Source organism: Nocardioides currus, assembly GCF_003057875.1.
GTDB classification, from domain to species: Bacteria; Actinomycetota; Actinomycetes; order Propionibacteriales; family Nocardioidaceae; genus Nocardioides; species Nocardioides currus.
Map to the genome: position 1 here is coordinate 173,799 of NZ_PYXZ01000007.1, position 20,569 is coordinate 194,367.

General features: G+C 70.4%; 18 protein-coding genes. 1 reads left to right on the forward strand and 17 read right to left on the reverse strand.

Annotation, left to right across the window (positions count from 1 at the left end; genetic code table 11):
* Positions 1 to 25: 25 nt before the first annotated feature.
* The 17 genes from C7S10_RS16155 to C7S10_RS16235 form a co-directional block, all read right to left on the reverse strand.
* The gene (locus C7S10_RS16155; protein WP_108345469.1) at positions 26 to 727 is read right to left on the reverse strand and encodes a prepilin peptidase; all 702 of its coding nucleotides are present in this window, start codon (positions 725 to 727) and stop codon (positions 26 to 28) included.
* Complete coding sequence (locus tag C7S10_RS16160) at positions 724 to 1,542, reverse strand: shikimate dehydrogenase (RefSeq protein WP_108345470.1); 819 nt, start codon at positions 1,540 to 1,542, stop codon at positions 724 to 726. The genes C7S10_RS16155 and C7S10_RS16160 overlap by 4 nt, the downstream gene beginning before the upstream one ends.
* Complete coding sequence (gene mltG / locus C7S10_RS16165) at positions 1,542 to 2,687, reverse strand: endolytic transglycosylase MltG (RefSeq protein WP_108345471.1); 1,146 nt, start codon at positions 2,685 to 2,687, stop codon at positions 1,542 to 1,544. The genes C7S10_RS16160 and mltG overlap by 1 nt, the downstream gene beginning before the upstream one ends.
* Positions 2,680 to 3,150, reverse strand: a complete 471-nt coding sequence (gene ruvX / locus C7S10_RS16170; protein ID WP_108345472.1) for a Holliday junction resolvase RuvX — start codon at positions 3,148 to 3,150, stop codon at positions 2,680 to 2,682. The genes mltG and ruvX overlap by 8 nt, the downstream gene beginning before the upstream one ends.
* Positions 3,150 to 5,819: an alanine--tRNA ligase gene (alaS, locus tag C7S10_RS16175; RefSeq protein ID WP_108345473.1), complete on the reverse strand. Its 2,670-nt coding sequence runs from the start codon at positions 5,817 to 5,819 to the stop codon at positions 3,150 to 3,152. The genes ruvX and alaS overlap by 1 nt, the downstream gene beginning before the upstream one ends.
* Positions 5,806 to 6,069 carry a DUF6167 family protein gene (locus C7S10_RS16180; protein ID WP_108345474.1) on the reverse strand — a complete coding sequence of 88 codons (264 nt, stop codon included), beginning with the start codon at positions 6,067 to 6,069 and terminating at the stop codon, positions 5,806 to 5,808. The genes alaS and C7S10_RS16180 overlap by 14 nt, the downstream gene beginning before the upstream one ends.
* Positions 6,069 to 6,563, reverse strand: a complete 495-nt coding sequence (locus tag C7S10_RS16185) for a hypothetical protein (RefSeq protein WP_108345475.1) — start codon at positions 6,561 to 6,563, stop codon at positions 6,069 to 6,071. Before C7S10_RS16185 ends, C7S10_RS16180 begins: the two co-directional genes overlap by 1 nt.
* A 48-nt stretch (positions 6,564 to 6,611) precedes the next feature.
* Positions 6,612 to 7,181: a class I SAM-dependent methyltransferase gene (locus tag C7S10_RS16190; protein WP_108345476.1), complete on the reverse strand. Its 570-nt coding sequence runs from the start codon at positions 7,179 to 7,181 to the stop codon at positions 6,612 to 6,614.
* 4 nt (positions 7,182 to 7,185) lie between these two features.
* Positions 7,186 to 8,547: a replication-associated recombination protein A gene (locus tag C7S10_RS16195; protein ID WP_423802719.1), complete on the reverse strand. Its 1,362-nt coding sequence runs from the start codon at positions 8,545 to 8,547 to the stop codon at positions 7,186 to 7,188.
* Position 8,548: 1 nt separating this feature from the next.
* Positions 8,549 to 9,871 carry an ABC transporter ATP-binding protein gene (locus C7S10_RS16200; protein ID WP_108345477.1) on the reverse strand — a complete coding sequence of 441 codons (1,323 nt, stop codon included), beginning with the start codon at positions 9,869 to 9,871 and terminating at the stop codon, positions 8,549 to 8,551.
* Entirely contained in the window at positions 9,868 to 10,977 is a 1,110-nt protein-coding gene (locus C7S10_RS16205; RefSeq protein ID WP_108345478.1) for an ABC transporter ATP-binding protein, read from the reverse strand. The genes C7S10_RS16200 and C7S10_RS16205 overlap by 4 nt, the downstream gene beginning before the upstream one ends.
* Positions 10,974 to 11,981, reverse strand: coding sequence for an ABC transporter permease (locus C7S10_RS16210; protein ID WP_108345479.1), 1,008 nt, complete (start codon positions 11,979 to 11,981; stop codon positions 10,974 to 10,976). Before C7S10_RS16210 ends, C7S10_RS16205 begins: the two co-directional genes overlap by 4 nt.
* Positions 11,982 to 12,127: 146 nt before the next feature.
* A complete protein-coding gene (locus C7S10_RS16215; RefSeq protein ID WP_114327806.1) occupies positions 12,128 to 13,888 on the reverse strand; it encodes an ABC transporter substrate-binding protein in 1,761 nt (586 codons plus the stop codon).
* Positions 13,889 to 13,969: 81 nt separating this feature from the next.
* On the reverse strand, positions 13,970 to 14,950 hold the full coding sequence (locus tag C7S10_RS16220; protein WP_165807184.1) for an ABC transporter permease: 981 nt from the start codon (positions 14,948 to 14,950) through the stop codon (positions 13,970 to 13,972).
* A 255-nt stretch (positions 14,951 to 15,205) separates the two neighbouring features.
* Positions 15,206 to 16,984, reverse strand: coding sequence for an aspartate--tRNA ligase (gene aspS / locus C7S10_RS16225; protein ID WP_108345482.1), 1,779 nt, complete (start codon positions 16,982 to 16,984; stop codon positions 15,206 to 15,208).
* Positions 16,981 to 18,333 (reverse strand): histidine--tRNA ligase, encoded by a 1,353-nt coding sequence (gene hisS, locus C7S10_RS16230; protein ID WP_108345483.1) that lies wholly within the window; start codon positions 18,331 to 18,333, stop codon positions 16,981 to 16,983. Before hisS ends, aspS begins: the two co-directional genes overlap by 4 nt.
* Positions 18,334 to 18,347: 14 nt before the next feature.
* A complete protein-coding gene (locus tag C7S10_RS16235; protein WP_108345484.1) occupies positions 18,348 to 19,019 on the reverse strand; it encodes an MBL fold metallo-hydrolase in 672 nt (223 codons plus the stop codon).
* Between the two features lie 104 nt (positions 19,020 to 19,123).
* Between C7S10_RS16235 and C7S10_RS16240 the strand changes: the two genes are divergently transcribed.
* A complete protein-coding gene (locus tag C7S10_RS16240) occupies positions 19,124 to 20,359 on the forward strand; it encodes a DUF349 domain-containing protein (protein ID WP_108345485.1) in 1,236 nt (411 codons plus the stop codon).
* Positions 20,360 to 20,569: the final 210 nt, after the last annotated feature.

Consider the following 20,569-nt stretch of genomic DNA (forward strand, 5'->3'; position numbering starts at 1 on the left):
CGCCCCGCGGCGAGATCACGCGCCGTCAGGCGCCGAGGTCGCCCCACATCCACGTCGAGAACGCGGGTCCCGCCACGATCCCGATGAGGGCACCGATCAGCATCCACGGCCCGAACGGGTTGTGGCGCCGGTCGATGACCTTGAGCAGCACGAGCACGACGCCGCCGACCCCGCCCAGCAGGAACGCCGACCAGCCACCGAGGGCGAGCTCGCCCCAGCCGAGGTAGCCCAGGACGATGCCCAGGATCCCGCTGAGCCGCACGTCGCCGTACCCCATGCCGGCCGGGTAGACGAGCCACAGCAGCACGTAGATGCCGCCCATGACCGCCCAGCCGATCGCCGCGCGCAGCAGCAGCCGCGGCTCGCCGCTCGCGAGCGCCGCGACGACCACGAGCGGGACGAGCGCGAGGTAGGTCGGGGCGATGATCCGCGTCGGCAGCAGGCGGGTGCGCCAGTCGATCAGGGCCAGCGCGACCCCCACCGGCACCAGCGGGACCAGGAACAGCAGGGGCCAGTCGAGCCCGATCGCCCCGCCGACGAGCGCGCCGACGACGGCGCAGACGACGACGGAGACGAGCGCGAGCCGCGGGGCCGCGGCGATCCGCGCGTAGGGGATCTTGTCGTCGGCCGGCTCGGGCGGCTCGGGCACCCAGGCGATGAGCCGCGGCACCAGCGCGCCGAGCGCGCCGCACACGAGGGCCGCGACGAGCGCGCCGGTGGGGCTCACGACGCGCGCCGACCGGCCAGGGCGTCCTCGCCCGCGGCGCGCATCGCGTCGACCGGAGCCGGCTCGCCGGTGAAGAGCTCGAACTGCACGGCCGCCTGGTGCAGCAGCAGGTCGAAGCCGCTGACCAGCACCCGGTCGCCGGCCGAGGCCGCCAGCGGCGTGGGCCAGGGGTGGTAGACGATCTCGAAGAGGGTGGGTACGTCGCCGCACGCCCGCACCAGTCGGTCGTCCTGCGCTTCGGCCGGGATGGTGGAGGCGACCAGGTCGACCTCGAACCGGCCCGCCTCGTCGAGCCTGCTCACGCCCACCTCGGGGTGGCCGGGGTGCGCGCGCACGGCTTCGAGCGTCTCGACGGCCCGCTCCGGCGAGCGAACCACCACCTCCAGTGTCCGCACGCCCAGGTCGGCCAGGGCGAGGCCGATCGAGGTGGCCGTCGCTCCCCCGCCCAGCACCACCGCGGTGGCCAACGGTGCGGTCGTGCGCTCGCGGATCGCCGCGATCGCACCGGGGATGTCGGTGTTGTCGCCGCGCAGCGTGCCACCGTCGAGGACGATCGTGTTCGCCCCACCGGCCAGGCGCGCCCGCTCGGTGAGGTCGTCGACCAGCGGCACGGCCTCGCGCTTGAGCGGCATGGTCAGCGAGAGCCCCCGCCACTCCGGTCCGAGGCCGGCCAGGAAGTCGGGCAGCCCGCCGGAGGCGACCCGGTGGGCGGCGTACGACCAGTCGAGGCCGAGCGCCGCGTAGCCGGCCGCGTGCAGCACCGGTGAGAGGGAGTGCTCGATCGGGTCGCCGAGCACCCCACACGTGCGTCCCATCAGCAGGCGTCGGACGTCGTGCAGTACTCCGTGAGCTCGGCCTTGTAGCCGAGGAACTCGTCGTAGGTCTCGGCGAACTTGGTCTCACCGGTCGCGAGGTCCACGGTGACGTAGTAGTACCAGTCGCCGTCGGCGGGGTTGGCCGCCGCGGCGATCGCGTCGTCGCCGGGCGCCTCGATCGGGGTGGGCGGGAGGCCGGTGCGCGTGTAGGTGTTGTACGGCGTGTCCTGCTCCAGCTGCTCGGTCGTCAGCGCGACGCCGAGCTCCTGGTCGAGCCCGTAGTTGACCGACGCGTCGATCTGCAGCCGGCCGTTGGTGCCGGCCTGGTCGCCCGGCCCGTCGAGCCGGTTGTAGATGACGCGCGAGATCTTCGGCATGTCGTCGCCGCGGCCCTCGGCCTCGACCAGCGAGGCGATGATCATCAGCTCGGCCGGGGTCTTCCCGAGCGCGGACGCCTTCTCCTCCAGCCCGGCGTCGTCGGCGGCCTGGCGCCAGCGGGCGACCATCGCCGCGAGGACGTCCTTCGGCTTGTCCTTCGGCCCGATCTCGTAGGTCGCGGGGAACAGGTAGCCCTCGGGGTTGCCCTCGGCGTAGTCGGGCAGCCCCAGCGCGGCGTCGTCCTTGAGCGCGGCGTTCCACTTCGCCAGGCCCCAGTCGGTGTTCTCGGCGAGCAGGCTCATCACGTCCTCGACGCGCAGTCCCTCGGGGATCGTGACGGTGCTCTTGACCTGGTTGGCGGGGTCGAGGAGGACGTCGAGGGCGCCCTCGGCCGACATCTCCTTCTTCATGGCGTAGTAGCCGACCTGGATGCCGGCGGAGTCGGGGTCGGCGGCCGCGGCGTCGAGGAACGCCTGCACGGAGGCGACGACGCCCTCGGCCTTGAGGTTGCGGCCGATCTCGGCGGTCGCGTCGCCCTCGCCGACCTCGAAGGTCACCGAGCCGCTGCCGGGACCGGCGAAGTCGTCGGCGGAGGAGAACTGGTCGGAGACCCAGTCGACGCCCTTGGTGACGCCGACGTAGAAGCCGCCGACGAGCACGGCGAGCGCCACGAGCACGGCCAGGCAGCCGGGGATGCCGCGCTTGCGCTTGGCCCGGCGCGCGCCGCCCTCGTAGTAGGGGTCCTCGGGTGACGTCTCGTCACTCATCACTGACCTCGACGATCTCTCCAGGCGCACTGCCACTCGCGCGTTCGGTGTCCAAAGCGTTCTGCAGGATGAGGACGGCTGCCGCCATGTCGACCACAGACCTCCGATCCGCTCCGGTGCGACCCCGCTCGCGCAGCATCGACTCCGCGGACACAGTCGTCAGGCGCTCATCACACAGCCTGACGGGCACCGGATCAACCTGACGCGCCAGCAGCGCGGCGAACTCGCGGACCTTGGCCGCGGCCGGTCCCTCGCCTCCCGACAACGACCGTGGCAGTCCCACGACGACCTCGACGGCCTCGTGCTCGGCCACGAGACGACGCAGCCGGGACACGTCGCCGCGGCCCCGGCGGACGGTCTCGAGGGGGGTCGCCAGGAAGCCCGACGGGTCGCTGCGGGCGACGCCGATGCGCGCATCGCCCGGGTCGAGACCGAGGCGGACCCCTCGCCGTACGTCGGGCATCAGGCGCCGGCCACCCGCGCGACCTCGGCCAGGACGGCGGCGAGCGCCTCGTCCAGGCGACCGGTGTCGGTGCCGCCGCCCTGCGCGACGTCGGCCTTGCCGCCCCCCTTGCCGTCGACGAAGGAGCCGACCAGACGGACCAGGTCGTTGGCACTCACGCCACGGTCACGGGCGGCATCGTTGACCGCTCCGACCAGCGACACCCTCCCGTCCTTGACACCGGCGATCAGCACGGCGCCGGGGCGGTCGAGCTTGCTGCGGACGTCGAGGGCCAGGGTGCGTACGTCGCCGCCCGCCGCGCCGTCGACGCGCTGGGCGACGACGGAGATCCCGTTGACGTCGGTGGCCGTCGACACCATCGCCGCGCCGCCGGCCAGCAGCTGCGTCAGGCGCGCGCGCTCGACCTCCTTCTCGACCGACTTGAGCCGGTCGACGAGGTCGGCGACGCGGCCGACGAGGTCGTCGGGCTGGGTCTTGAGCATCGTCGTCAGCTGGCCGACGACGTCCCGCTCGCGGGCGAGGTAGTCGAAGCCCTCGACGCCGGTGAACGCCTCGATGCGACGGCTGCCGGAGCCGACGCTCGCCTCGCCGGTGACGACGATCGTGCCGATCTGGGACGAGTGCTCGACGTGGGTGCCGCCGCAGAGCTCGCGCGACCACGGGCCGCCGATCTCGACGACGCGGACCTTCGTGTTGTCGTAGGTCTCGCCGAACAGCGCGATCGCGCCCCAGTCGCGGGCCTGCTCGAGGGTCATGTAGTCCCAGGCGACGGGCAGGTCGGAGCGCAGCGCCTGCTGCGAGACCTGCTCGATCTCGCGCACCTGCTCGGGGCTCAGGGCCTGGGTCCACCCGAAGTCGAGGCGGAGGTAGCCGGGGCGGTTGAACGAGCCCGACTGCAGCGCACTGGGGCCGAGCACCTGCCGCAGCGCGGCGTGCACGACGTGCGTGCCGGAGTGGGCCTGCCTCGCCCCGATGCGCCAGCCGGGGTCGACCTTGGCGAGGAGGCCCTTCGCATCGGCGCTGAGCTCGCCCTCGGTGACCCGCACCTGGTGGACGACCAGCCCCTTGATCGGTCGCTGGACGTCGAGCACCTCGAGGCGCCCGCCCTCGAAGTCGATGACCCCGGCGTCGGCGGCCTGGCCGCCCGACTCGGCGTAGAACGGCGTACGGTCGAGCACGAGCTCGCCGATCTCGCCCTCGCCCAGGGCCTGCGTCGCGCCGCCGCCCGAGAGCAGCGCCAGCGGGCGCGACTCGGTCTCGAGGGTCTCGTAGGCCAGCCACTCGGTCGGACCGTTGGCGTCCAGGATCCCCCGGTAGACGGTGGTGTCGGCGTGCTGGCCCTTCTTCGCCTTGGCGTCCGCCTTGGCCCGCTCGCGCTGCTCGGCCATGAGCGCGCGGAAGCCGGGCTCGTCGACGACGAGGCCCTGCTCCGCGGCCATCTCGAGCGTCAGGTCGATCGGGAAGCCGTAGGTGTCGTGCAGCGCGAACGCCTGCTCACCCGCGAGCGTCGTCGCGCCGGCCGCCTTCACGTCCGAGGCCGCGAGGTCGAAGATCTGCGTGCCGGCCTGCAGCGTCTTGCGGAACGTGTCCTCCTCGCCGTACGCCACGCGGGCGATGCGGTCCCAGTCGCGGGTGAGGTCGGAGTAGGTCTCGGCCATCTTGTCGCGCGAGACGGGCATCAGCTCGGGCAGCGCCGGGTCCTCGTAGCCGAGGAGGCGCATGGAGCGTACGGCGCGGCGCAGGAGCCGCCGCAGCACGTAGCCGCGACCCTCGTTGCCGGGAGTCACACCGTCGCCGATGAGCATCATCGAGCTGCGGACGTGGTCGGCGACGACCCGGAACCGGACGTCGTCCTCGTGGTCGGCGCCGTACTTCTTGCCGGAGAGCTCCATCGCACGCTCGATCACCGGGAACATCACGTCGATCTCGTACATGTTCTCGACGCCCTGGGTCATGAACGCGACGCGCTCCAGGCCCATGCCCGTGTCGATGTTCTTCTTGGGCAGCGAGCCCGCGATGTCGAAGTCCTCCTTGGAGCGCACCGCGGAGAGCTCGTCCTGCATGAAGACGAGGTTCCAGAACTCGAGGTAGCGGTCCTCGGCGGAGAAGTCGCCGTCGGCGCCGTACGCCGGACCCCGGTCGATCAGGATCTCCGAGCACGGGCCGCCGGGTCCGGGCACGCCCATCGACCAGTAGTTCTCCGTCTTGCCGAGGCGCGCGATGCGCTCGTCGGGCAGCCCGGTGATCTTCTTCCACAGCGCCACGGCCTCGGCGTCGTCGACGTAGACGCTGGGGTAGAGCTTGTCCTCGGGGAAGCCCCAGCCGCCGTCGGACTGCGGCTTGGTGACCAGGTCCCACGCCAGCTCGATGGCGCGCTCCTTGAAGTAGTCGCCGAAGGAGAAGTTGCCGCACATCTCGAAGAACGTGCCGTGGCGGGTGGTCTTGCCGACGTCCTCGATGTCGGGCGTGCGCACGCACTTCTGGATGCTCACCGCGCGCTCGTAGGGCGGGGTCTCCTGGCCGAGGAAGTAGGGCTTGAACGGGACCATCCCGGCGGGGACGAACAGCAGGTTGGGGTCGCTGGCCAGCACGCTCGCGGACGGGACGGCCGTGTGCCCGGCCGCTTCGAAGTGAGCAACGAAGCGGCGGCGGATCTCACTGGTGTCCATCAGGTGTCTCTCTGTTCGTCGTCAGCTCGGGAATGCCATGGGGCACCAGCCCCAGGCGTTCGCGCAACTCGGTTTCCTTCTCGGCCTGCCCGGCGGCGACCTCGTCGCGGAACAGCCTCACCCCGACGCCGAGCCCGCTCAGGCGATCGCGGAGCCCGTCCGCTGTGAGCGACTCGGCCGCCCTCCGGGCACGGGTCATCGCGTAGACGCCCGCCCCTGCTCCGGCCACGAACCACAGCGACCTCGCCATCAGGCGGCGTCCTCCCCGGTCATCCCCGAGCGTTCACGTGCCTGGAGGTCGCGCAGGGCGGCCTTCAGGTCGGCCCGGCGCTGCTTGCGGGCGCGCTTGACCTCGCGCCTCATCTCGAAGCGGATCCGGTTGCGGGTCTCGGGGGCGAGTGCTCGCCGCAGGCCGTGGGCGAGGCCGGCCGCCTTCACCACGCTCTCGCGGGCCACGATGTCGGCGAACAGCGCGCCGTCGATGCGGGCCGGCACGAGCGGCGCTCCAGGGGTCCGGTCGTCGGGTTCGTCCTGGTCGACGGCCGTGATGACGTACGTCGCCTGCTCGACCGCCGCGGTCGTGCGCGCCTCGGTCGGCTCGACCGCGTGGGCGGCGGTCTCGAGCTCGGCCACGCGCGCGGCCAGGCGTCGGGTGCTGCGCCACAGCAACGCGCAGGCGAGCAACAGGACCAGCGCCACGGCGCCTGCTGCGGCCACCGCCAGCCACGTCTGCTCGTCGTTCACCTGCGAAACCCTATAGCCCGGTGGGTCGGCGCCGTGAGCCGAGCGGGGTCAGGCACGGCTGACGAGCAGGTAGCGCTCATCGGTGATGTCCTTGCCCCAGAAGACCGGCTCGGGGAGCTGGCGCACCACGGCCTCCGAGCGGGCGGTGCGGACGATCGCCTCCGCCTCCGCCGCACGCAGCCCGGCCCCGGTCATCCAGTGGCCCTCCACCAGCACGAGCGTCCCGCCCGGCGCGAGCAGGTCGACCCAGCGCGCGACGGCCGCCTCGGGGTCGGTCATGGCCCACAGCACGTGCCGGCTCAGCACCACGTCGTAGGCCCCGACCTCGAGGGGCGGACGCGCGGCGTCGGCGACCACGAACTGCGACTCGGGGACCTTGAGCCGGGCCCGGCGGACCATCTCCGGCGAGAAGTCGACGCCGTCGACGGTGAACCCCTCGTCGACCAGCAGCCGGGAGAGGGTGCCGGTCCCGCACCCGAGGTCGGCGACCCGCCCGCTCGGGGGCAGCACGCCCAGGAGGAGGTCGCGCCACGCGGCGCGGGTGTGCTCGTCGGCCAGCCCGTGGTCGGGCTCGTCGTCGAAGGTGGCTGCTTCCTGGTCCCACAGCTCCTGGCTCATGGCGTCACTTCCCGCGGATGATCTTGCGGACCCGTTCCCAGCGGTCCTTGATGGCGGCCTCGGCACCGAGGGCCGTCGGTCGGTAGTAGGCAGCGTCCTCGATGACGTCGGGGGCGTACTGCTGCTCGGCGATGCCGAAGGGCTCGTCGTGGCTGTACGTGTACGTCGCACCGTGACCGATCTTCTTCGAGCCGGCGTAGTGGGCGTCGCGCAGGTGCGGGGGGACGTTGCCGATCTTGCCGGCGCGCACGTCCGCGGTGGCGGCGTCGATGGCCGTGGTCACGGCGTTGGACTTGGGCGCGACCGCGAGCGCGATCGTGGCCTGCGCGAGGTTGAGCCGGGCCTCGGGCATCCCGATCAGCTGCACGGCCTGGGCCGCGGCCACGGCGGTGGTCAGGGCGGTCGGGTCGGCGAGCCCGACGTCCTCGCTGGCCAGGATCACCAGCCGCCGGGCGATGAACCGCGGGTCCTCGCCGGCCTCCATCATCCGGGCGAGGTAGTGCAGGGACGCGTCGACGTCGGAGCCGCGCACCGACTTGATGAAGGCGCTGATCACGTCGTAGTGCTGGTCGCCCTGGCGGTCGTAGCGGACCGCGGCCTGGTCGACGGCCGTCTCGGCGGTGCCGAGGTCGATCGTCGCGCTGCCCTGCGACCTCGCCGCGCCGGCCGCGGCCTCGAGGTAGGTCAGCACCCGACGCGCGTCGCCCCCGGCCAGCCGGACCAGGTGGGCCTGCGCGTCCTCGTCGATCTCGAACGCTCCGTCCAGGCCGCGCTCGTCGACCAGCGCCTGCTCGACCACGGCGACGATGTCGTCATCGGTCAGGGACTCCAGGCGCAGCAGCAGGCTGCGCGACAGCAGGGGCGAGATGACCGAGAAGAAGGGGTTCTCCGTGGTCGCGGCAACGAGCGTGACCCAACGGTTCTCGACCCCGGGCAGCAGGGCGTCCTGCTGCGCCTTGGTGAAACGGTGCACCTCGTCGACGAAGAGCACCGTCTCGCTGCCGCCGCGGGCCAGCTCGGAGCGGGCGGCGTCGATGGCAGCGCGCACCTCCTTGACCCCGGCGGCGACGGCCGAGACCTCGACGAAGCGGCGCTGCGTCTGCTGGCTGACGATCGAGGCGATGGTGGTCTTGCCCGTGCCGGGCGGACCCCACAGCAGCAGCGACATCGACTGGTCGCCCTCGATCAGCTGGCGCAGCGGCGATCCCGCGGAGCGCAGCTGCGACTGCCCGACCAGCTCGTCGAGCGTGCGTGGACGCATGCGTACGGCGAGGGGCGCCGACGCGTGCGTGTTGGCGCCGAGCGAGCCACCCCCGGGCACGCCGGTGACGGCGTGCTCGGGGATCTCGAAGAGGGAGTCGTTCAAGTCAGGCGGACGTGAGCTGCTTGGTCTTGAGGTCGAACCACTCGTTCTCGTAGCCCGGTCCCGTGGTCACCGGCGTGGGCGAGGTCGTGCCCGTGGCGTTGCCCTGGTCGTCGACGCCGAGCAGCTCGGTGGTGACGGGGGTCGCCGGGTGGGCGCCGAGCTCGCCGGCGAAGTGGCAGGCCACCTTGTGGCGCTTGCCGATCTGGAGCAGCGGCGGCTCGACCTTCGCGCAGATCTCCTGGGCGTAGGAGCACCGCGTCCGGAACCGGCAGCCCGAGGGCGGGTTGATCGGGCTGGGCACGTCGCCCTCGAGGCGGATGCGCTCGCGCCGGCCGCCGATCGCGGCCTGCTTGACGTCCGGCACGGCCGAGATCAGGGCCTGCGTGTAGGGGTGGTGCGGTCGGCCGTACAGCGTCTCGCGGTCGGCGATCTCGACGATCTTGCCGAGATACATCACCGCCACCTCAGGGCAGAAGTGCCGCACGATCGCGAGGTCGTGGGCGATGAAGAGGAAGGCGATGTCGAACTCCTTCTGCAGGTCCTGCAGGAGGTTCACGACCTGGGCCTGGATGGAGACGTCGAGGGCCGAGACCGGCTCGTCGGCCACCAGCAGCTTGGGGTTGAGCGTGAGCGCCCGGGCGATGCCGATGCGCTGGCGCTGGCCGCCCGAGAACTCGTTGGGGTAGCGGTTGTAGTGCTCGGGGTTGAGACCCACGACCTCGAGCAGCTCCTGGACCCGGCCGAGGATCTTGTTCTTCGGCACGATGTTGTGCACGGCCAGCGGCGCGCCCACGATCGAACCGACCGTGTGGCGGGGGTTGAGCGAGGTGTAGGGGTCCTGGAAGATCATCTGGAGCTCGCGGCGGTAGGGCTTCATCTCCCGCTGCGAGACCTTCGCGAGGTCCCTGCCCTCGAACATCATCGAACCGCCGGTGGGCTCGTAGAGGCGGGTGATCAGCCGACCGGTCGTCGACTTGCCGCAGCCGGACTCCCCCACCAGGCCGAGCGAGCCGCCGCGCGGCACCTGGAACGACACGCCGTCGACGGCCTGGACGTGGCCGATGGTGCGGCGGATCAGGCCGGAGGACTTGACCGGGAAGTACATCTTGAGGTCCTCGACCTCGAGCACCGGCTCGGCGTTCGGGTCGAGGCGGGAGGCGACGTGGCCCTCGTAGTCGCTGGCGATCTGGACCTCGTGGTCGGCGTAGAAGTCGTGCGGCTCCTCCACGCCGTCAGCGCTGAGGTCGCGCTCGCCCGTCTCGGCGGAGTTGGCGCCCACCTCGGTGGGCTCGATCTGGGCCTCGACGTTGGGGTCGTTGGTCATCGGTTCTCCTCGACCAGCTCGGGAGCGATCTCCGGCAGCACTTCGGCCTGGTAGATCGCGTCGGGGTTGGCCAGGTGGCAGCGCTTGAGGTGCTCGACGCGCGACGCGGCCGGGGTCAGTGCGGGCAGCTTCTCCGAGCACAGGTTGCCGGGCACCTTGTCGGTGAACGAGCAGCGAGGGTGGAAGGAGCAGCCGGACGGCGGGCTCAGGAGGCTCGGCGGGTTGCCGGGGATGGGGATGAGCCGGGCGTCGGTGCTCGCCTGCACGTCGGGGATGCTGGAGAGCAGGCCCCACGTGTAGGGCATCTCCGGGTGGGTCAGGATCTCCTTGGTGGTGCCGTACTCCACGCAGCGCCCGGCGTACATCACCAGCACGTCGTCGGCCATCTCGGCGATGACGCCGAGGTCGTGGGTGATGATGATGACGGCGGAGTTGAACTCGCGCTGGAGGTCCTGCAGCAGGTCGAGGATCTGCGCCTGCACGGTCACGTCGAGCGCCGTGGTGGGCTCGTCGGCGATGAGCAGGGACGGGTCGTTGATCAGGCCCATGGCGATCATCGCGCGCTGGCGCATGCCGCCGGAGAACTGGTGCGGGAAGTCGTCGACGCGACGGTCGGGCTGCGGGATGCCGACGCGGTCGAGCATCTCGATGGCCTTGCGCCGGGCGTCACGGTCGCTCGCGCTGGGGTGGTGCACCTGGTAGGCCTCCGCCAGCTGCGCGCCGATCTTGTAGAACGGGTGCAGCGCGGCGAGCGCGTCCTGGAAGATCATCGAGACCGTGTTGCCGCGCAGCTTGCGCATGCGGGCCTCCGAGAGCCCCACGACCTCGGTGCCGTCGACCCGGATCGAGCCCGTGATGGTGCTGGACTTGGCGTCGTGCAGGCCGAGGACGGCCATGCTCGACACCGACTTGCCGGAGCCCGACTCCCCCACGATGCCGAGGGTCTTGCCCATCTCGACGGAGTAGCTGAGTCCCTGGACCGCCGAGACCGGACCGTCCTGGGTCGGGAAGCTGACCGTGAGGTCCTCGACCTCGAGGATCGGTCCGCCGGAGCGCTCGGAGCGGGCCGCCTGGCCCGGGTCGGAGCTGGAAACAGTGCTGGTCACGAAAGCCTCACCCTCGGGTCGAGAATGCTGTAGACGATGTCGACGATCAGGTTGCTGACGATGAGCATCACCGCGGAGAACATCGCGGTCGCCGCCACCACGGGCAGGTCCTTGTTGCCGACCGCCTGCAGGCTCCACCAGCCGATGCCCTGGATCTCGAAGATCCGCTCGGTGAAGATCGTGCCCGCCAGCAGGATGCCGAAGTCGATGCCGAAGATGGTCACGACCGGGACCAGGGCGGCCCTCAGCCCGTGCTTGTAGACGATGGTGCGCGCCGGCAGGCCCTTGGCCTTCGCCGTACGGATGTAGTCCTCGCTCAGGGCCTCGACCATCGCACCGCGGGTGTAACGCGTGTACTGCGTGCAGCCGAAGATGCCGAGCGCCACCCAGGCCAGGAAGAGCCCGCCGAACCACTTCAGCGGCCCGTCGGATATCGGTGAGAAGTAGCCGACGTCGGAGACGAAGGGCGCCTCCCAGAGCACCGTGAGGTAGAGCCACGTCAGGAGGGCGAAGAGGTAGTACGGGATGGAGCTGAGGAACAAGAAGCTGGACACGAGCGCCTTGTCGGTGACCGTGCCGCGCCGTCTGGCTGCGGCGACACCGATCGGGATGCCGAAGAGGAGGTAGAGGAAGGCTCCACCCACGGCGACGGAGGCCGTCGCGGGGAGCCGGCTGACGAGCTCCTCGGTCACGGGCTGCTTCGTGTTGTAGGACAGGCCCAGGCAGGGCGCGTCGCACTGGTAGGTCGTGGCTCCGAAGGTGATCTCGCGTCCGGCGAAGATGCCCTTCACGAACTTCCCGTACTCGGAGTAGATCGGGTTGTTGTAGCCGAGGTTCTCTTGGTAGATCTCGATGCGGTCGCCGCAGCGGTTGCTGGTCTCGCGGTCGCAGATGGCCTGTGCGGGCTTCGACGGGCCGTACCAGAACAGGGCGAACACGGCCATGGACACGAGCACCACGACGAGGAACCCCGAAATGAGCCGCTTGACGATATAGGCGAACATCGCAGTCTCTCCCGGTATTGGTGGAGGGGGGTGATGGATGAGGTCCGGGCTGGCGAGTGGGGGCTCCCGATCTGGGAACCCCCACCCGTCAGGTGAATCTATTGCTACAAGGGGTGATCACACCGTGAATCTCTCACGGTAGGCGATCACTGCATCACGTAGAAGTCCTTGTAGTTCGGAGCACCGAGCGCAGCGTCGCCGCTCGGGTTGCCGATCTTCGTGCCGAAGACGAACAGGTCGTTGCGGAACGCGGTCGGGATGATCGGGAAGTAGTCCGTCATGATCTTCTCGTCCAGCGCGCCCCAGGCGTCGGCCTGCTCCTCCAGCGGAAGGGTGGCGATGTTGTCCATCTCGTCGTCCACCGAGGCCTCGGAGAACTGAGCGGTGTTGTAGACGGCACCCGTCTTGAGCAGCGGCGGGAGCATCGTCGAGCCGGCCGGCCAGTCGGAGCACCAGTTGACGCCACGCAGGTTGAGCGTCTTGTTGATCTTGTTCTCCGGGTCGAGCCAGATGTCGTACGGCGAGACCTGGATCGGGGTCGCCTTGACCTTGAAGCCGGCGGTCTCGAGGCCCTTGGTGAGCTGCTTCTGACCGGCGACCGCGAGCGGGTCGGTCTCGTAGTAGACCATGTTGATCTGGTAACCGACGGCGTCGGCCTCGGTCAGCAGCTCCTTGGCCTTCTCCGGGTTGAAGGTGATCTGCTCACCGTCCGGCTGGAAACCGTCGACCTTGCCCGCCATGCCGGGAGGCATGACCGAGTTGGCCGGCACGCGGGTGACACCGGGCACCTCGCCCGTGGCCAGCCACATGTCGTTGTACGGGTACGCGTAGGCCAGGGCCTTGCGGATGTTGATGTCGGTGATCTTCGTGTAGTCAGGCGTCAGCGTGGAGACACACTGGGCGGTCTGCTGCACGAGGCGGTCGCCGAGCTCCTCGTTGGCCTGCTTGTACTTGTCCGAGCCGATCGAGGTGGCGATGGCCGTCTGCGAGTCGGAGTTGTCCGACAGCATGATCTGGTCGACCTTGGCCTGGTCCTGGTCGAACTTGAAGATCCACTCGTCGACGTACTGGTGACGAGCCGGGTCGCTGTCGGCGATCCACTGGTCGTTCTTGGTGAGGACGAGCTCCTCGCCGACCGTGAACTTCTCGATCTTGTAGGGACCGTTGGACAGCGGGTCCTGGCCGTAGTTCGGCGGCTGCGAGGCCTTGCCGAGCGGGGCCGGGCCCATCGCCATGAAGGCGCCCCAGTAGTCCATGTCCGGGAAGGGCTTGGACATCTTGATGGTCACGTCCTGGCCGTCGAAGCTGATCGCGTCGTAGGCCTTGCCCTTGTCGGTGTAGGGGCCGTTGTAGTCCTGGCCACCCTCGAAGTAGGCCTTGGAGTACTCCGTGCCGGGACCGGACGGGAACTGCTCGGCGTCGAGCGAGCGCTGGATGCCCCAGGCCACCTCTTCACCGGTGATCGGCTTGCCGTCCTCCCAGGTGGCGTCGTCACGGATCGTGAACGTCCACTCGGTGTAGTCCTCGTTGGGCGTGCCGAGGTCGGTCGCCAGGTCGGGCACCAGGACCGGCTCGCCGTCGGGGCCACGCTTGTACTGCGTGAGCGAACGGCTCGTGAGCGCCTGCTGGATGGAGTTGCCCAGGACGGACCAGCCCTCGGTCGGGTCGAGCGAGTTGGGACCGGGGTCGCCAGCGACGTACACCGTGACGGTGCCGCCCTCGGTGGCGCCCTCGATGGCCTCCGCGGGACCCTGGAGCTTCTCGTCCTTGGTGCCGGCGCCCTGGTCGCCGAATTCCCTGTCGGTGCCCCCGGTGGAGCCCTCGTCGTCACCGCCGCCGCCACCACAGGCAGCGAGGGTGATCAGAGCGGCACCGGCGACGAGCGCGAGCGGCTTGTTCCGCTTCATTGGTGTCCAGCCTTTCTTTTCTGGGTTCGTGCCGTCGGCAGGTGCTGTCGGCAACGTCTGCATCGCTTCTCGATGGAGGGATCAGCGACGAGTCTTGGGGTCCAGGGCGTCGCGGATCGCGTCGCCGAGGAGGTTCAGGGAGAGGACCAGCAGCACGACGCCGATCAGGGGCTCCCAGAGGTAGAGGGGGTACTCCTCGAAGTACTTGACGGCCTTGGAGATCGTCTGTCCCCACGAGGCGCCGCTGGTGACTCCGATGCCGAGGAACGCCAGGCCGGCCTCGGCCGCGACGAAGGCCGGCAGCATCAGCGAGACGCTGATGATGATCGGGGCGGCGAGGTTGGGCATGAGCTCCTTGATCAGCACCCGGCTGGTCGGCATGCCCAGGACGCGTGCGGCCTGGACGAACTCGCGCTCACGCAGCGAGAGGACCTCGCCGCGGATCAGGCGGGCCATGCCCATCCAGCCGAAGATCGCCAGCACCGCGACCAGCGAGAACTTCTGGATCAACGCGTAGTTGTCGTTGAGCGAGAAGCGGTCGTTGAGGATCGGCGCGATGGTCAGCGCAGCGAGCAGGAACGGGATGGTCAGGAACAGGTCGATGAAGAAGGAGAGCACCTTGTCGACGATCCCGCCGAGGAAGCCGGCCAGCAGGCCGACGGCGATGCCCACGACGGAGGCGAACAGCGTCGCGGAGGCGGCGATGGTCAGCGAGGTGCGGCAGCCGTAGACCCAGTAGGCCAGGTTGTCGTCCGCCGACTGCGGCGCGATGCCGAACGGGTGCTCGGGGTCGAAGCCGTTGTTGGGCGGGCCCTTGAGCGGCATGCCCCCGCCGAGCATGTCGAGGTACTGGCTGGCGAAGACCGTGTCGGTGCTGACGCCGAACAGCTTGCAGATCAGCGGCGCGAAGATCGCGACGACGAGGAAGAACACGATGACGGCCGCGCACACCATGGCGATCTTGTCCCGGACCAGTCGGCCGAGCGCGATCTGCATGGGCGAACGGCCGGCGATCGCCTTGGCCTGCTTGCTGTTGGGATCGACCGGGGTCTCGTCACTCAACGAGCCCAAGGTCTCCGGTGCAGTCGGCTGCGACATGCTCTCCCTTAACTGGTCCGGGGTTGCTGGTCCATGGTGCGGGTGCGGTGCTGGTGGCGCCGGGGGTGTCCCGGTGGACTGGTCGGATCGGGCGTGTTCACGAGACGAACCGGCCAGCGCCGAACGGGACTCTATGTGACGCGGACCTCACAGGCGATCACCTACGCGTAACGATCCGGACACGACGGGTCGGTCAGCGACCGCAGATCTGCGGGTGCTTCACGCCGGCGGCGGGACATCCTTCGCCGCGGGCGCGTCGACGCCAGCTTCCTTCCGCTGCTCGGGCGTGATGGGCGCCGGAGCCGCCGTGAGGGGGTCGTACCCACCCCCGGACTTGGGGAAGGCGATCACGTCGCGGATCGAGTCGGTGCCGGCCAGCAGCGCGACGATCCGGTCCATGCCGACGGCGATGCCGCCGTGCGGTGGGGCGCCGAACTTGAAGGCGTCGAGCAGGAAGCCGAACTTCTCCTGCGCCTCCTCCTCGCCCAGGCCCATCACCGAGAAGACCCGGGTCTGGATGTCGCCGCGGTGGATTCGGATCGACCCGCCACCGAGCTCGTTGCCGTTGCAGACGATGTCGTAGGCGTAGGCCAGTGCGCTGCCGGGGTCGGTGTCGAAGGTGTCGAGGAACTCCGGCTTGGGGCTGGTGAAGGCGTGGTGCACGGCCGTCCAGGCGCCGGCGCCGACCGCGACGTCGCCGCTGGCGACCGCGTCGGAGCTCGGCTCGAACAGGGGCGCGTCGACGACCCAGGTGAAGGCGAAGACCGAGTCGTCGAGCAGGTCGCCGCGCCGGCCGATCTCGAGGCGCGCGGCGCCCAGCAGCGCGCGGCTGCTCTTGACCGGCCCGGCCGCGAAGAAGATGCAGTCGCCGGGAGCGGCACCGACGTGCGCGGCGAGGCCGTCGCGCTCGGCGTCGGTGAGGTTCTTGGCGACCGGGCCACCGAGCTCGCCGTCCTCGCCGACCGTGACGTAGGCCAGGCCCTTCGCCCCGCGCTGCTTGGCCCAGTCCTGCCAGGCGTCGAACTGGCGGCGGGGCTGGCTGCCGCCGCCGGGCATCACGACGGCACCGACGTACGGCGCCTGGAAGACCCGGAAGGTCGTCTCCTTGAAGTAGTCGGTGCACTCGACGAGCTCGAGGCCCATGCGCAGGTCGGGCTTGTCGGAGCCGAAGCGCGCCATCGCCTCGGCGTACGTCATGCGCGGGATCGGCCGCGGGATGGTGTGGCCGGCCTGGGCCCACATCGCCTCGAGCACGTCCTCCATCAGCGTGAGGACGTCCTCCTGGTCGACGAAGCTCATCTCGATGTCGAGCTGGGTGAACTCGGGCTGGCGGTCGGCGCGGAAGTCCTCGTCGCGGTAGCAGCGGGCGATCTGGTAGTAGCGCTCCATGCCGCCGACCATCAGCAGCTGCTTGAACAGCTGAGGGCTCTGCGGGAGGGCGTACCAGCTGCCGGGCGCGAGGCGGGCCGGCACCAGGAAGTCGCGTGCGCCCTCGGGCGTCGAGCGCGTCAGGGTCGGCGTCTCGATCTCGACGAAGTCGCGGGCGTCGAGGACGTCGCGGGCCGCCTTGTTGATCTTGCTGCGCAGGCGCAGGGCGGCGTTGGGGCCGGAGCGGCGCAGGTCGAGGTAGCGGTGCTTGAGACGCGCCTCCTCCCCCACGTCGACATGGTCGTCGATCGGGAACGGCAGCGGCGCGCTGGCGCTGAGGACCTCGACGTCGGTGGCGACGACCTCGATCTCGCCGGTCGGCAGGTTGGGGTTCTCGTTGCCGGCCTTGCGGGCGACGACCTCGCCGGTGACCTTGAGGCAGAACTCGCTGCGCAGGCTGTGGGCCACCTCCTCGTCGCGCACCACGACCTGCACCACGCCGCTGGCCTCGCGCAGGTCGAGGAACGCCACGCCGCCGTGGTCGCGCCGGCGGGCGACCCATCCGGCGAGGACGACGGTCTGTCCGACGTGCTCGGCGCGCAATGCGCCGGCGTCATGGGTGCGGATCACTGGTTCTCCTCTATTTCACGTGCGGTGCTGATGACGGTGGGCCGGAGGTCGTCCTCCGGCGGGGTCCAGGTGGCCGGGTCCGCGTCGACCTGCTCACCGGAACGGATGTCCTTGACCTGGTGGGTGCCGTCCGCCTGGCTGAACCAGACGAACGGGATGCCGCGTCGCTCGGCGGCGCGGATCTGCTTGCCGAACTTCGCCGCGTCGGCGGACACCTCGCAGGCCACGCCGCGGGCTCGGAGCGCGGTGGCGACCGCCGTGCTGGCGTCGCGGGCGTCGTCGTCGGTGACCGCCACCAGGACCGCGCTCGGCACCTTGCGGCTGCCGGACAGGACCCCGTCGGCGATGAGCGGGATGAGGGTGCGCGAGACGCCGAAGGACACGCCGACGCCGGGATAGGTGGTCTTCCCGTCGCTGGCCAGGGCGTCGTAGCGGCCCCCGCCTCCGACGGACTTGAGGCGCTCGTAGCCGGCCATGAAGACCTCGAGGACGGTGCCGGTGTAGTAGTCGAGGCCGCGGGCGATGCGCAGGTTGGCCTCGACGGTGACGCGCTCGGAGGTGGCGCTCGCGCACCCGTCGATGACGGCGGCGAGCTCGGTCAGCCCGGTCTCGAGGAGCTCGTCCTCGACGCCGAGGGCACGGACCTGCTCGACGAAGGAGGTGTCGGCGACGCGGATCGTGGCCAGCCGCAGGCACAGTGCGGCCTGCTCGGCGCTCGCCCCGGCCTGCTCGACGAGCTGCTGGGCGACGGTGTCCTCGGGCAGCTTGTCGAGCTTGTCGATGACCTTGATCGCGGTGGTCACGTCGGGGATGCCGAGGCCGCGGTAGAAGCCCTGGATCAGCTTGCGGTTGTTGACCTGGAACGACAGTGGTGGCAGGGGCAGCGCTCCCAGGGCCTCGACCATCACCCGCACGACCTCGACGTCGTGGTGGAAGCCGAGGGTGTCGCGACCGACGATGTCGATGTCGGCCTGGGTGAACTGCCGGTAGCGGCCCTCCTGAGGTCGCTCGCCGCGCCACGCGGGCTGGACCTGGAAGCGTCGGAACGGGAACTCGAGGTGACCGGCGTTCTCCAGCACGTAGCGTGCGAAGGGCACCGTCAGGTCGAAGTGCATCCCGAGCTCGGCCTTCGCGTCCGCGTCGGCGGCGAGGCGCTGGAGGACGTAGATCTCCTTGTCGATCTCGCCGCCCTTGGCCAGCCGGTCGATGGGCTCGACGACGCGGGTCTCGATGTTGGCGAAGCCGTGCAGCTCGAAGGTGCGCGAGAGCGAGGCGATGACCTCGCGCTCGACGACGCGCTGCTCGGGGAGGAGCTCGGGGAACCCGCTGAGCGGGGCGATCTTGGGCATTCGAGGAGGTCCTGTCAGAGGTCCTGGAGGAAGGGGTTGGTCGCGCGCTCGCGACCGATGGAGGTCTGCTCGCCGTGGCCGGGCAGCACGACGACGTCGTCGGCGAGCGGCAGCACCTTGCTCGCGAGGCTGCGCAGCATGGTGGCGTGGTCGCCGCCGGGGAGGTCGGTGCGCCCGATCGAGCCCGCGAACAGCAGGTCGCCGGAGAACATGACCTCGGAGATGTCCTGGTCCTCGTACGGCGTGCGGAAGGTGACCGAGCCCTCGGTGTGGCCGGGCGTGTGGTCGACGACGAACCGCAGGCCGGCGAGCTCGAGCTCCTGGAGGTCGGTGAGCTCGCGCACGTCGTCGGGCTCGGCCCACTCGTAGCTGCCGCCGAGCAGCATCTGCGTCGTCCCCGGGCTCATGCCGGCCATCGGGTCCTCGAGCAGGTGGCGATCGCTCGGGTGGATCCAGGCCGTGGCGTCGTACGTCCCGGCCACGGGCGCCACGCACCACATGTGGTCGACATGGCCATGGGTGACGAGGACCGAGACCGGCTTGAGCCTGTGCTCGCGCACGACGTCGGCCACGCCTGCGGCGGCGTCCTTGCCGGGGTCGACGACCACGCACTCGCTGCCGGGGCCGGTGGCGACGACGTAGCAGTTGGTGCCCCAGGGCCCAGCAGGGAAGCCGGCGATGAACACGAGTGTGAAGTCCTTGTGGGTGGGTGCGGTCGAGGTCGGTGCGGGACGTCCGAGCGTCCGGGGCGTCAGCCTACCGAGAGCGCTCGTGACTACGATGGGCGACCATGAGCGCCGACAAGCAGTCCGACTGGGGCCGGGTGGCCGAGGACGGCACCGTCTACGTCAAGACCCCTGACGGGGAACGCACCGTGGGGCAGTACCCCGAAGGGAGCCCCGAGGAGGCGCTGAAGTTCTACACCGACCGCTTCGACGCGCTCGCCTTCGAGGTGCACCTGCTGGAGCAGCGGATCACGGCCGGCAAGCTCAGCCCGGAGGAGGCGTCCTCCACCGTGAAGACCCTGCGCGAGCAGGTCGTCGGGGCCAACGCCGTCGGCGACCTCACCAGCCTGGCGGCTCGTCTGGACGCGACCGGACCGCTGATCGCGATCCAGCGCGAGGCGAAGCGCGCCGAGAAGGCGCAGCGCAGTGCCGAGTCGAAGGTCGAGAAGGAGAAGATCGTCGGCGAGGCCGAGCGGCTCGCCGAGAGCAACGACTGGCGCAACGGCGCCAACCGGCTGCGCGACCTCCTCGACCAGTGGAAGGCGCTCCCCCGCCTCGACAAGTCCACCGACGACCAGCTGTGGCGACGCTTCAGCAGTGCCCGGACGACGTACACCCGGCGCCGCAAGGCGCACTTCTCCGAGGAGCACGAGCGCCGCGACGGCGCCCGCGTGATCAAGGAGCGGCTGGCGACCGAGGCCGAGGCGCTGTCGACCTCGACCGAGTGGGGCCCGACCGCCGGGCGCTACCGCGACCTGATGCGTGACTGGAAGGCTGCCGGCCCGGCGCCGCGCGACGTCGACGACGAGCTCTGGAAGCGGTTCCGCGGTGCGCAGGACACCTTCTTCGGCGCCCGCGACGCAGCGAACGCCGAGCTCGACAAGGAGTTCGCCGCCAACGCCGACGTCAAGGACCAGATCCTCGTCGAGGCCGAGCAGCTCGTGCCCGTCACCGACCTGGAGGCGGCCAAGAAGGCGTTCCGCGACCTCGCCGACCGCTGGGACGCCGCCGGCAAGGTGCCCCGCGACCGGATGAAGGACCTCGAGGGCCGCATGCGCAAGGTCGAGCAGGCCATCCGCGCGGTCGAGGACGACCAGTGGAAGCGCAGCGACCCCGAGAAGTCGGCCCGCGCCGACGACATCGTCTCCAAGCTCGAGGCCGGCATCGCCGACGAGCAGGCCAAGCTCGACAAGGCGAAGGCCGCGGGCGACGACCGGCGCGCCAAGCAGCTCGAGGAGTCGCTCGCCAGCAAGCAGGCCTTCCTCGACATGGCGCGCAAGGCGTCGGAGGAGTTCAGCTAGGCACTTCGTTGCCCCGCCGACGGTGGTGGTGCGCCAGCCACGTCCCGCGATCGCGGACGGTGGGTCGGGCGCCGCTGCGAGGTGGGTCGAGGTGCGACCCGCCTCCCGGCGGTGAGCCAGCCACATTCCGTGGTCGCGAAGTGTGGCTCAGTCACCGCCGCGAGGTGGGTCGAGGTGCGACACGCCCGCCGGCGGTGAGTCAGCCACATT

Excerpts from the sequence above, each read along its gene's own strand:
- C7S10_RS16160 (WP_108345470.1), bottom strand. The coding sequence starts at position 1,542 with ATGGGACGCACGTGTGGGGTGCTCGGCGACCCGATCGAGCACTCCCTC.
- mltG (WP_108345471.1), bottom strand. The coding sequence starts at position 2,687 with ATGAGTGACGAGACGTCACCCGAGGACCCCTACTACGAGGGCGGCGCG.
- ruvX (WP_108345472.1), bottom strand. The coding sequence starts at position 3,150 with ATGCCCGACGTACGGCGAGGGGTCCGCCTCGGTCTCGACCCGGGCGAT.
- alaS (WP_108345473.1), bottom strand. The coding sequence starts at position 5,819 with ATGGACACCAGTGAGATCCGCCGCCGCTTCGTTGCTCACTTCGAAGCG.
- C7S10_RS16180 (WP_108345474.1), bottom strand. The coding sequence starts at position 6,069 with ATGGCGAGGTCGCTGTGGTTCGTGGCCGGAGCAGGGGCGGGCGTCTAC.
- C7S10_RS16190 (WP_108345476.1), bottom strand. The coding sequence starts at position 7,181 with ATGAGCCAGGAGCTGTGGGACCAGGAAGCAGCCACCTTCGACGACGAG.
- C7S10_RS16200 (WP_108345477.1), bottom strand. The coding sequence starts at position 9,871 with ATGACCAACGACCCCAACGTCGAGGCCCAGATCGAGCCCACCGAGGTG.
- C7S10_RS16210 (WP_108345479.1), bottom strand. The coding sequence starts at position 11,981 with ATGTTCGCCTATATCGTCAAGCGGCTCATTTCGGGGTTCCTCGTCGTG.
- C7S10_RS16215 (WP_114327806.1), bottom strand. The coding sequence starts at position 13,888 with ATGAAGCGGAACAAGCCGCTCGCGCTCGTCGCCGGTGCCGCTCTGATC.
- hisS (WP_108345483.1), bottom strand. The coding sequence starts at position 18,333 with ATGCCCAAGATCGCCCCGCTCAGCGGGTTCCCCGAGCTCCTCCCCGAG.
- C7S10_RS16240 (WP_108345485.1), top strand. The coding sequence starts at position 19,124 with ATGAGCGCCGACAAGCAGTCCGACTGGGGCCGGGTGGCCGAGGACGGC.